The following is a 12875-nucleotide window of genomic DNA, read 5'->3' as shown; positions in this document are numbered from 1 at the left end:
AAATTTAATTAGCTATTATGATAAATTTTCAGTTTTTAAGGGCTTCTTCACAAGTAACAAGCATATTATAGTAAGTAGGGCATTGACAAAAATGTTCATGAAACCAAAATCAAAGTTATACCAATTGATAAAGAAATAATTTAAAAAATAGGTGACCAATGGCATGGCTATACAGATATAGGGCACAGCACTATCGTAAACTTTCACTTTAGTAAAAATGCCCAATAAATATAAGCCCAATAATGGACCATAGGTATATCCTGCCACTTTAAAGATAGTTGAAATGACGTCTCCCTTACTTTCTGAAAACAACATAATGATTAAGAAAATGAAGGCAGAGAAGCCAAATAACGTCCGATTTTTAAGTTGAATTTTTTTCTTTGAAGACTTCGCTTTGATATTCAAAAAATCATGTGTGAATGAGGTTGTCAGCGCGGTTATTGCGGAATCAGCACTAGAAAAAGAAGCCGCTGTAATTCCTAAAATAAAACTGACTCCAGCAATAATCCCAAAATGGTTCAAGGAAAGCATCGGGAATAAATTATCCGTATTGATAAAACTTCCGTTTTCAATTTCCAATTGAATCCCAAATTTGTCCGCATATAAATATAAAAGCACACCCAGACCTAAAAATAAAAATTGGGTAACTGCTAAAAATATGCTGAACGTGAGGATGTTTTTTTGTGCTTCCTTTTTGGTTTTGCAGGTCAATGTTTTTTGCATCATATTTTGATCTAGCCCCACCATGGCCACAGCAATTAACACTCCTGAAATAAATTGTTTATAAAAATTGTTTCCAGATTTGAAATCCCAGTCGAAGACTTTAAAGTAGTCGTGATTTGTGACAGAAGTAATAGTTTCCGAAACCGTCATATTTAAAGAAGTTTTGACAACGTAAATGGAAACCCCAACCGCTAAGAGCAAAAAGAAGGTTTGTAAAGTATCGGTCCAAACGATGGTTTTGATTCCGGATTTATTGGTATATAACCAGATAAGTACCAATATGAAGATGACCGTAACAAAAAATGGGATGTTAAAGGCATCAAAAACAGCATACTGTAAAATTTTTGCGGCAAGCATCAAACGTAGAGCGGCACCAAAGGACTGTGAAATAAGAAAGAACATGGAGCCCGTCTTATAAGTCTTCATCCCAAAACGTGTTTCTAAGTACGTATATATGGATACTAATTTCAAATCGTAATAAATCGGAACCAGAACATAGGTGATAAAAACATACCCTACTACATTCCCAAAGACAAACTGCAAATAATAAAAATAGTTATTTCCTACCATCCCCGGGATCGACACAAAAGTGACCCCTGACAGAACGGCACCAATCATCCCAAACGCAACAATTTGCCATGGTGATTTTCTATCTCCAGTATAATACGATTCGTCGCTTGAATTTTTGGAGACGATGTGGGATATCAACATCAATAGTCCAAAATAGCAGGCTATGATTATTAAAATTAAAGTTGGGCTCATTGGTGTGTTCGGTTTATATTTTTGATAGGTTAATTTGGTTGGTTAAATTCTCGGGAAACGTCTGCGCTCTTTAAGCGTTAAAAATAATAATCGCCAAAAATACTTTAATAGATCTTAATGGCTTCTAGCTGTAACTTATAATTTTTTAAGTTCTCAAAATCATCCAATTCTTCTATGGATCCATTTTGGGTGACCCAATGTCTTAATTTATCCGTTCCGTTAATAATATCAATTGGTTGTTGTGTGTAATTATACTCGTATGGAGGATGTAACCATTTAAATTGATCACCCAAATAATGATAGATTTCTCTTAACAGGAATTGACCAGTGCGCCAAGGTTTGTATTTGGACCGATCAGTAACATGAAGCTGCAAGCCACCACAAACTTGATCCATCTGTTTATGAAAGGTAGGAATAAAAGTGATTGGTCTTAAAACAAAACCTTCTAAGGCAGAGGCCTTTATTTTAGCACCTAAATGATCATTAAAAAATGAGAAAGATTCAATTTTTGGGTGGCCTAAAATTTCTAAGGCTTGCGTTGTCCCCCTTCCCTCATTTAAGGACGTGCCTTCAAAAAGAACGATGGCAGGAAAAGTTAGAGCACTCTCTGGCCTTCCCAAATTTGGTGATGGCAAAAGCCAATGCAACCCAGTATCTCCAAAATACATCTGGCGTTCCCAATTCTGCATTTTTATGATCTTCAAATTAGTGCTCTCTTTAGCCCAATATTTTTGGTGCATCAAGGCAACTTCACCAATGGTCATACCATGACGTACAGGAATAGGATGCCTGCCTATGAACGATTCAAAATGAAGATCTAATATATTTCCTTCCAAATCCACACCGTTTAAAGGATTGGGTCTATCCAGAACTATAATTTCAATAGTTCTATTGCTACATTTTTCCAATAGCAAGGTCAGAGTATAAATGTAAGTATACATCCGGCAGCCAACATCCTGCAAATCAACAAACAGATGGTCAATTCCTTCGAGCATTTTATCTGTAGGCACTCGGATTTCAGAGTATAAAGAATACACGGGAATATTAAAATACGGATGGACAACATGATCAGTTTCAATCATATTGTCCTGAGCATCGGTGGCAAAGCCGTGCTGAGGTCCAAACAATTTCACGAACCTCGAGCCAAAAAACTCCTTAAATCTCAAAGAAGCATGAACCAAACTAGAATCAACTGAGGCATTATGGGCCAATAAGGCAACATTTCCACGGAATTTCTTTTGAAGATTGCCATCAGCTACCAAAACATCAAGACCTGAACTTACTTTTTTCAAAATATCGAAATCATTTTCTAAATACCATTAATAAATAAAGAGGTGAGGGCATTAAATGTTGTGAAATTTTAATTCCCTCACCTCAATTATTCATCCCATCTATTTTGATTTAATTTTTATCCCACCACATTCTTGTCAAAAGGTCATCGCCTCCTTGTTGTTGAATTCCTGCCTCTAGCATTTCTGGATTATTTAACTTTTCAGAACCAGGGTACGGTAAGCGTCTTGGAATTTGACCATCTGTGAGTAAATCGGCTACATTTGCAGGCACCAGAATAGGATATCCTGATCTTTTCCAATTTGAAAATGTTTCTAAGCCATTTCCAAAAGTAGCGACCCAATATTGCTCGTTAATCATTTTCAATGCCTGAGCAGGCACAAAAGGATTCGCTGCCAAATAGGTATCAATTTGATCCGTCGTAATGGCTACGCCATGTCCATATAAAGAAAGGTACTGCATAGCTGCAGTTACGCCTGCATTATAGTGGGTCTCTACATTACCACCTGCAAGTCCCCAACGTTCCGCCGCCTCGGCAAGCATAAATTCTACTTCAGCGTAAGTTTGAAAGAATAAAGGAGCATCGTAAACAATGTTTCCAGAACCTCCAAAAATATTAATATTTGGTTTTGAATTTGCTGTACCTCTTGTAGATACATTGATGTCTTGACCAGATTGAAGCGCAAAGTCTGTGTCTCCATCCACCGTTGAAAATAGAACTGAAACCCTAGGATCATTTCTATCTTTCATATAATCCATAAGTGTTTTGGATATTTTTATTTGTGTAGGCGTTCTAGAGGTAAAGCTTTTTGTAAGTGGGTTAACATTAGGACCACCATCGTTAGCAGAGTCTTCATATAGTATAAAAGCAATATCCGCGTTGCTCTCCATAACACCACCTGCAATGGCCTTGGTTGCCCAAGTTTTAGCTGCGGCCTCATCAACATTTACCATTCTCATAGCTAGGCGCAACATCAAAGAGTTGGCAAATTTTCTCCATTTATCAGTATCTCCTGCAAATAACAAATCGGCTGAGCCATAAGAGCTAACCGCTCCATTGCCTAGTGCTGCTGCAGAACTTTCTAAGGTCTCCAACATATTTTGATAGATCTCACTTTGTTTGTCATATTTTGGAAACCTGACGCCTTCCAGAAAGCCTTTACCTGCTTCATTATAAGGGATATCTCCGTAAGCATCAGTAAGCCTACTGAAGATAAGGACCCTTTGAACTTTTGCAATTGCCAAATCTGTTGGCGCAGTTGGGCTTGTGCTCGTTTGCAGTTGTGCCTCTAAGTCCACAATATTTTTAACTGTATTTGAAAATTGCTCTTCAAATAACTGATGGGTATTTCCTTCTTTATATAGAAAGGACACATAGGACGTATTATTAAGATGCTGAACATTTTGCATCAAATGAATCACGTTATAAAATAGCGTAGCCACATAACTACTGCCCCCTGTATATAATTGGATAAATGTCAACTTAGTTGAGGGATCTAATTGAGTAGGTTTAGTGGGGTTGACGTTAAGTTCCTCAAAACCTTCATCACATGATCCAAACATGACAACTATTGCTAGTAATATTAGTATTTTTTTCATTTTCAATTTTTTTAAAATTTAACGTTTACAGAAAATCCATAGCTTTTGGTTGATGGAATACCAAATCTTTCAATTCCTTGGGAATTCAAGTTGTTCAGCGCGGCCTCAGGATCGACGTTATCAATATCTTTCGATATAAAGAACAGGTTTCTAGCAATTAATGAAAGTCTTAAGTCATTAATAAAAAGGTCTTTTAAGATCTTGTTTGGAAGACTGTAAGAAAGACTTAATTCTCTAAATTTGATAAAATCAGTGCTATAGACAACCTCTTCTGAAATTCCTCTACTCTCCTCCAAAATAACGCCATAATAGGTTCTTAAATTTTCTGGAGCCACAGTTGCGGTGAAAGGATTACCTGTAGCATCATCAATGCCAGAAACTACCAAACCATTTTCACGACCTTCTAGTGTCTTTTTATGCAAGCCTCTTAATAAAAGCTCTCGGTTAGTACCAGAATGTACACTACCACCATATTTAGCATCGATTAAAAACCCTAAGGTTATATTTTTATATCTAAAAGAATTCGAGAATCCTAACGTATAAGGTGCTACTCCCTGTCCTAATATCTTATTTTCGCCTTGAATAGGTTTTGGTAGACCACCACTAATGTCATACATAATAGTTCCTGATTCGTCCCTTTTATAGGATGAGCCATAAATGACCCCGTAGTGTTCACCAACAATGTGAGAGATGATTGCTGTTCTAGAACGTGTTTGACTACCATCAACATTTATTGGAGTATCCTCTTCATCCGTACGAAGTATTTCACTATCGTTATATCCTAGGTTGAAGGAGGTATTCCATGAAAAATCATCTGTTTGAATTGGAGTACCGCCTATCAACAATTCAATACCCTTGTTTTGAAGGGCACCAATGTTCAATATGGAGGATGTAAACCCTGATGACTGAGAGGCAGCTGCGCGAACGATGTCATTTGTGGTTTCATTTTGGTAATACGCCACATCCAAATTCAAACGGTTATTAAAGAAACGGCCTTCCAATCCAACCTCTACTTCATCTTTCTGGAATGGTACTAAATTAGGGTTTGGGATGGAGTTGCCATTTAACTGGCCAAAAGATTGACCTTGAAATGATCCTGTAACCGCATAATCCAAATTGAGCGCATAAGCATTTTGGGCACCACCCGCCACTTGGGCATAACTCCCTCTCAATTTTAAATAATTAAATGCGTTTGGCAAATTAAAGGCCTCACTAAGCAACAAACTTCCGCTTAAAGACCAATAAAAATCATTGTTTGGAGTTTCTTTGCCAGGATAAGAAAGCGTAGAGAACCAATCATTTCTTCCCGTAAAAGTTAAGTAAAAGAATTTTCCATAATCCACTTCAAAGGAACCATAAAGTGAATTCGTTTTTGTTTTAAAATACTCATTATCTGGCTCTGGTAAAGTTGTATTATTTATGTCCTCCAAACCAATTACGATAAAGCCTCTCCCAAGGGCGCTCAATTGCTCAAAAGTTGAAGACCTTGTATTGGCTCCAATTATAGAATTCGTAGAGATTTTATCGGTAATGCCTTTCTCAATTCCCAACATCACATCGGCATCAAATGAAGTATACGTGGATTTTGATTGACTCATCTCTCCACCTGGACGGTATGCTGTTCCATAAGGCGTGACGGCTCTTCTAGCAAAATCATAAGTGTCTATTCCCGCTCGTCCTGTTAAATATAACCAATCCGTGATGTCATAACGCAGAACGGTAGACGCTGTTAATCGATTCTTTTTATCATCATTATTAAAATCGTTTACTGCCCAATATGGATTGGAAATAAACTGGCTAGGCTGAAATAAAAGCTCCGTACCTTCCGTATTTGAACCCGGCTTTAAGTCGTTAATATCTAAAGTACTAGGCAGTACATTTGCCACGGTATTTGCATTTCCGGGTGTATCTCCAATATTGATCCGGTTATGTACCTTTTCAATTACATATTTGGCGTTAACAGTAGAGGTTAACCTTGGATTAATCTTGGCAGAAGCATTTAAGGATAAAGATTTTCTGTTTAAAGTAGAATTCGGAAAAATATCAGCATTGTCCAAATTTGACATTGAAAATCGATAGTTATAACCATCACCACCCTTTGACAAAGCGAGTGTATTTACAGCTGTCGTACCGGTATCATAAAATTTATCCAAATTATTACCTTTATAAGAATAGGGCCTCCTAACACCATCCCAATTATAGACCATAGAGCCATCCATTTTAGCGCCCCAAGACTGTAATGTGCTCACAAAGGAATCATCAATGGCATTCGCCATATTTGCAATTTCAACAGGATTATTATTGGCATCAAACTCATAGCCAGGTCTCAAACCATTATCACCTTGCCCATAGGTTGTTTGAAAATCTTGAAGATCCGTGTTGACTTTATCAAAGGTATAAGAACTCGAAAATTCAATACCCAGATTATTTTTTCCTTTTCCAGATTTTGTAGTTATCATGATAACCCCGTTAGAGGCCAACGAACCATATAAGGCCGCTGCAGAACTTCCTTTTAAAACAGAAATAGATTCTATATCATCTGGATTGATCGAAGAAATGTCATCTCCCCCGTCTCCTGTTCCATCATTGGTTGGTCCTACAACAGAGCTTTTGGTATTATTAATAACCGGAATTCCGTCAACTACATAGAGCGGTTGATTGTTGCCCGTTAACGAACTGGCACCTCTAATAACAACCCTGCTTGAACCTGCTGCTCCGGCACTACTTGTAGAAACATTAACACCAGCTACCCTACCCTGCAATGAATTGACCGCACTCGTAGTCTTTACCTGAGAAATCTCATCACCATCCACTTGGGTCAATGAATACCCCAAAGCTTTTGACTCCCGCTTAATACCTAAGGCCGTTACAACGACTTCATCTAAACTTGTAGCATCTTCTTCCATGCCAACATTCAGCACTTGAGTATTACTCTCAATACCTATTGTAACGGTCTTATAACCAACAAAGCTAAAAACAAGAGTTTTACCCTGTAATGCGTTGGCGCTTTTAATGGTATAATTTCCATCAAAATCTGTGACAGCTCCATTTGACGTTCCCTCAACAACAACATTCACACCTATTAATGGCATGCCACTTCCCTTTTCAGTTACCACACCAGATATTGATGCAGATTGCGCAAAAGAACTTTGCACAACAAACAAAAATAATATGGCAATTAATTGACAACAATAATTTTTCATAAAGTTAAGATTTAGTTAATTTTTAATAAAAATAGTAAAAAAATCTAAAACACGCATGTTTTTTGCAAAATTATGCACGTTTATTGCAATTTAAGCATAATACTACCTAGGTATTTGATTTATTTTGCTCAAAAGGGTCAGTTTTAATTATTGATTTGGCTTTTTACAGCAAATCATTCTATGATTTTGAACAAGCCTCACTCGGCCAAATTGCATAGCATCAAATTCTAATGTTCTTTCTAATTCAAAATCTTACTGAGCCCAAAATTTGAATATTGAGACCAATTCTATATTCTGTAATACAAATCAAAGGTTTGCTTTTTTTCAGAATACACCTTAACGCAAATGCTTATGGACACATTACACTCTAAATAGCATGAATCAAATACCATACTCAAGACAATAGCTTCCAATTTCGTAATGAAACACTCATTAAGATGCCTTGAACCGTATAACATAAAATCAGATTCTATGCTATTGTAAGTCACTATGAAACAACTTTTATGTGACTCTATTCAAAATTGAATTATAGAGCCCAAACTTAGCGTAAGCCCAAAAAGATCCAATGTTATCCAAGAGTAAAAGAATTTAAAAGATCAAATTTTATTGATACTAGCGCGTAACGAGAGCTTTCTAAGTAAAAGAACTACAAATATCAAGGGAAAACTATCGTCACATCCATTGAAATTAACCTTAAAGAACTACTCATAATTTCATATTTTAGCAGAATTTCAAAATAGACAGCATCAAATTTTATCCTATTTTATCCTATTTTGCAATATTGAATGTCAAAACATGCAATATTTTGCATACATTTAGAAGGCTTTATGCACATGATTTCAAATTAGTTTGAAAAAACAAAAAATTTTCATGAAAAAAAAAGAACGTCAGCAAAAAATAATTGATGAGGTAAGCATCAATAGAAGAGTTAATTCCAGTTTTTTGTCTGAAAAACTTGAGGTATCTGAAGACACTATCAGGAGGGACATAAAAGAATTGGATGATCGGGGATTGCTAACCAAAGTGCATGGAGGCGCCATCTCTACCATCCAAAAATTATATCATTATAATGAAGACGTTATATACAACAGAGAAAACAAAGTCCGAATTGCCCTTAAAGCGATCACTCTACTTGAGGACGGCATGGTTATTATAATGAGTGGCGGAACCACCAATTTAATTCTTGCTAAATTATTGCCTAAAAAGTTAAAAGCAACCATTTACACTTATAGTTTACCTATTGCGATGCAATTAACGGAGCATCCCTTAATTGAAACCATCTTTATTGGTGGCAAAATCCACAGAAGCTCCATGGTGACGACGGGTATTGATGTGATACAATATTTATCAAACCTAAGAGCAAATCTCTGTTTTATAGGGGTGAGTGCCTTAAGTCTTGAGCAAGGCATTACTGATGAAGGATATGAGGTTTCACTGATCAAAAAAGCGATGATTAGTGCTTCCCAACATACGGTCTATCTTGCGACTTACAATAAATTAAACTCAATTCTCAATTATGACGTCTGCGGTTTCAATGACATTGGCACCGTGGTCACCGATTTTGAGCCCAAAGCTCCTGAACTCAAGGCATATAAAAACGCGGGACTAAACCTCGTTTAGTTATTACCCACAGTATCTAAAACATAAAAGCGAGGATTTACCTCGCTTTTATGTTTTTATGTTTATCTTGTTTATTCTTCAACGGTTTTAAGGTTATCGTCAGAGTTCCGGTCAATCAACTTATTATAAGGATCGATTCCCGCTTTCAAAGGTTTTTTATCTGTTATTAACGCAAAGGTATTATCCCCAGATGCCAACCATTTCAATTCTAAATACAACGGATCCTTAATCGTCACTCCATCTTCATTCACAACATCTTCCCCAAACAGGCCAATATCAACTAGATTTTTCTTATTATCCACCCGATCTTCTCTTCCCTTATCATCATAATAGATTTTTTTGGAATTGACCTTAAAGGTAGTTTCCCATTTGCCGTTATCCAAAGCTTTTGTTTTGGCAGTCAACACTCTATTTTCATACAGCACAATCTCTTTAAAGCCGTCATCAACTTTGTATTTTAATGAGTCAGGAGTAACTGCATAAAGCGCTTGATATAAATCTTCAGAAGTTGCGTACACCCCTTTCTTATTGTATTTAAATTCTTCCAAAAAGTTCCTTAACCCTCTATTGACCACATCTTCGCCCATGACATCCTGTAAATCATACATAATCATAGAGCCTTTTTCGTACACAATATAACTACCAGTTTCTACGTCCATCAACGTGCGCTCCGGCTTAAAACTGAATTTACGCCCCCCTAAATAAGTATCCAAAGAGTTTTTTAAGAATGACTTAATTCCATTCTCACCGTACTCCTGTTTCATGGTCATTAATGAGGCATATTCTGCCAAAGTCTCTGAAATGACATTACCACCGCTAGTTTTGCTTGGGGTCACAATATGGCCCCACCATTGGTGAGCCACCTCATGCGACGTCACTCTAAAGGCATAATTATAACTATCTGCTTTTGAAAAATCAGCAGCAAATCCAAAATCTTCAGAATACGGAATAGAAGTTGCAAAGGACTGTGCAAATACTGTATGTGCCGGAAATTCTATTATTCGGATGACTGAATACGGATATTCCATGAAGTTTTTAGAATTATAATCCAACGCAATTTTAACCCCTTTGATAAAATAGTTCAGATTCCTTTTATGCTTAGGGGAATGATAAATTTCTATCGCTACTTTTTTGCCGCTCGGGGCCGTCCAACTATCTCTTTCGATATCATAGGCCGCTGAAACAAAACTGAAGAAATAATCGGTTTTTTCTTCCATTTTATACTGAAAATAATTTCTTCCATTTTCTTCCCATTGCTTGGTCAGCGTTCCTGGAGCAACAGCGGTTTGTCCTTTTGCAGTACTGACTATGGCTTCAAAGCTTAGATAATCGGCATCCTCATTAAACAAGTTTTTTCTTAGTGCCAAACTATCGGTTCGCGGCGATAATAAATAATCAAGTTTCTCTAATCCATGTTTTTTACGAATGCCATTATCAACTATGGTGCGCTGATAATGAAAGGAAGGAAAGATTGCATCATTAAAAAATGTTCCATTCTCCAAAATCGCAGTTTCAGAATCCATTGAAAATCCGTGCGTATCCACCTGTGTTTCAATCACCAGAGATGCCGTTTCTTTTGGCTGCAAACTTATAGGTAATTTGTAGAGAAACAGTCGATATTCCTCGTCCGATAGAAACGGTTTTAATTCAGCACCATTATAAACAACTTTAGTGATTTTTGTATCTGCAATTGGGAATTTCACTTCCATCAACAGCGTATCAATAGGGACTTCATAATTATTAACAACCTTAAATTCGCCCTTGGCTTCTACGCGCCGGTCTTCTGGAAATATATCGATAAACGCTTTGAGGTCGGTGATTTGAACATGCGGTTGATCAATAAATTTACCATACTTCTTTTCAGCATCTGCATTAAGTTTTTGACTGTAGTTACCATCTTCCAATTGATTTAATACTTTCAGATTATAAAAACTGTAGGCACCTACAGACACAAATGCCACTATAAAAAAGAGCATTAAACTTAGCGTTTTCCCACTAAAACGTTGCTTTGCTATTTGCAAGCGCTCTTTAGCAGAAGAAAAGAAACCACGATTCCAAAAAACAATACCTATTGTTGTCAAGATACAGGTTAATAAAATCCAATACAGGTTCAACCAAAACCTACCATACAAGTAATGTCCAAAGCCATTCAAATCACTTAAAAACCCACCTGGTGTGGCTCCAAAAATCACCAACGGATTTGACGTTTTGAGTGCCAATCCCAATAAAATTGGCAACCCGACATAAATAAGAATCACAATGAAATGTCCTAAAAACTTATTATTGACCAACACATGGATGAAAAACGCTAAAAGAACGGTCATGACATAATTGGGAAAAACATTCGAAAAATTATAGGTCAAGTACATACCCAACTCATAATTGAAAAAACCATTGAACGTTTGATACAAAATACCTACGACCACATTGAGCAAAGTCAACACGACCGAAATTCCAATTAGAGAAATGATTTTAGAAAGATATAAAGTGATATTGCTCACAGGTAAGGCATCATAAAACTCAAATGTTTTATTCTGACGCGTTCTATGTACAGCCTCCCCCGAATAAATAATTAAAATAATGATAGAAAACAAGATCATGCCTCCCGAAATCTGTGTCACCATATAACGTGTCAATGGCAGCGATGGGGTTCCATAAGTTTGATTGGACATATAAGCAATAAATCCAGCCATGATAACTCCCATCACCATTAAAATGACAAAAGCAGTCTCTTTAATGATGGAAAGAAATTCAATCTTGCTTAAAGAAAATAGATTTTCCCGACGGGCTTTGGAGTTAAAAACCTGGGTGATGTTTGGAATAAAAGAAGCAGGAACATAGTCTTCTTTGCTTTCTTTAGTTGATTTTCTTTTTGAACTGGACAAAAATCCTTTGTATGAAAATCTAAATAAAGTGAAAAAGAAAATCAGGAACGCCATGCCCAACCACAATAATCGGTTGATTGCAAATTTACCAGAAAGTGTTAATTGGTTGTGATTGAGTTCGTCAACCGTCCAATACTTCGTTAAAAATCCGTGAGCTGCTTCACCAAACGGATCAACATATACACTTAACCATTCGGTATCTAAGCCAGATAATAATTGTCCGGTTGCGATAGTCAGAATGAGTATGACAATACCTCCCAAATATAGAATTGACATCCGTTTGAAAAATGTCATCAAACAAAAGAACAAACTCCCAATAAAAAACGCATTAAATGTCAATAGGTAAATAAATGGCAACAAATAAGAGGTGAAGTTAAAAGACATATAGACGCCATAATCCGGTCGTTCTAAAAACGCACCTATACTGAAGCCAATCATTGCCCCAATCACTGCTCCAATATTCATTACCGTAACAATGGTAAAACTGCCAAGGAAACGTCCGAGAATGTAATTTTTTTCCGAAACAGAAAAGGTAAAATACGTTTGCGCTGTTTTATGCTCCTCATCCCGATACACCGCAACGCCCATAATAGCAGCATAAAAAAACAGGCTGATGACACTCATTCCTCCCAAAACGCCAACAACGGCATTTGGACTATTGGTATATTGAGCCGTAACTGAACTTTCAAAAACACTCATTAAGAGTGGGATTAGGAACATCAAAAACATGTAGATGTAGGTAGCTGGCCGTCTCAACCGATATTTCAGTTCAAATAAGAAAATCTCCTTCATG

Annotated in this window: 6 protein-coding genes; 1 reads left to right on the top strand and 5 read right to left on the bottom strand. The window is 36.7% G+C overall.

Annotated features, from left to right (window positions below):
* Positions 1-15 precede the first annotated feature (15 nt).
* From G525_RS0103235 to G525_RS0103220, 4 genes are all read right to left on the bottom strand, one after another.
* Positions 16-1485, bottom strand: a complete 1470-nt coding sequence (locus G525_RS0103235; protein ID WP_027124879.1) for a sodium:solute symporter — start codon at positions 1483-1485, stop codon at positions 16-18.
* 104 nt (positions 1486-1589) lie between these two features.
* Positions 1590-2777 carry a DUF1343 domain-containing protein gene (locus G525_RS0103230; RefSeq protein WP_027124878.1) on the bottom strand — a complete coding sequence of 396 codons (1188 nt, stop codon included), beginning with the start codon at positions 2775-2777 and terminating at the stop codon, positions 1590-1592.
* A 109-nt stretch (positions 2778-2886) separates the two neighbouring features.
* Positions 2887-4374 (bottom strand): SusD/RagB family nutrient-binding outer membrane lipoprotein, encoded by a 1488-nt coding sequence (locus G525_RS0103225; RefSeq protein ID WP_027124877.1) that lies wholly within the window; start codon positions 4372-4374, stop codon positions 2887-2889.
* 11 nt (positions 4375-4385) lie between these two features.
* The gene (locus tag G525_RS0103220) at positions 4386-7577 is read right to left on the bottom strand and encodes a SusC/RagA family TonB-linked outer membrane protein (RefSeq protein WP_035478794.1); all 3192 of its coding nucleotides are present in this window, start codon (positions 7575-7577) and stop codon (positions 4386-4388) included.
* Between the two features lie 870 nt (positions 7578-8447).
* Here G525_RS0103220 and G525_RS0103215 point away from each other — a divergent pair.
* Entirely contained in the window at positions 8448-9197 is a 750-nt protein-coding gene (locus G525_RS0103215) for a DeoR/GlpR family DNA-binding transcription regulator (protein WP_027124875.1), read from the top strand.
* A 71-nt stretch (positions 9198-9268) separates the two neighbouring features.
* On the opposite strand, the gene G525_RS0103210 is transcribed toward G525_RS0103215, so the two are convergent.
* Positions 9269-12874 (bottom strand): ABC transporter permease/M1 family aminopeptidase, encoded by a 3606-nt coding sequence (locus G525_RS0103210; RefSeq protein ID WP_027124874.1) that lies wholly within the window; start codon positions 12872-12874, stop codon positions 9269-9271.
* Position 12875 lies beyond the last annotated feature (1 nt).

The organism is Gelidibacter mesophilus DSM 14095, assembly GCF_000423005.1.
GTDB classification, from domain to species: domain Bacteria; phylum Bacteroidota; class Bacteroidia; order Flavobacteriales; family Flavobacteriaceae; genus Gelidibacter; species Gelidibacter mesophilus.
The sequence above is the reverse complement of the archived record's forward strand: the minus strand, read 5'-3'. Positions and strand labels throughout refer to the sequence as shown.

Excerpts from the sequence above, each read along its gene's own strand:
- G525_RS0103225 (WP_027124877.1), bottom strand. The coding sequence starts at position 4,374 with ATGAAAAAAATACTAATATTACTAGCAATAGTTGTCATGTTTGGATCA.
- G525_RS0103220 (WP_035478794.1), bottom strand. The coding sequence starts at position 7,577 with ATGAAAAATTATTGTTGTCAATTAATTGCCATATTATTTTTGTTTGTT.
- G525_RS0103210 (WP_027124874.1), bottom strand. The coding sequence starts at position 12,874 with ATGAAGGAGATTTTCTTATTTGAACTGAAATATCGGTTGAGACGGCCA.
- G525_RS0103215 (WP_027124875.1), top strand. The coding sequence starts at position 8,448 with ATGAAAAAAAAAGAACGTCAGCAAAAAATAATTGATGAGGTAAGCATC.
- G525_RS0103235 (WP_027124879.1), bottom strand. The coding sequence starts at position 1,485 with ATGAGCCCAACTTTAATTTTAATAATCATAGCCTGCTATTTTGGACTA.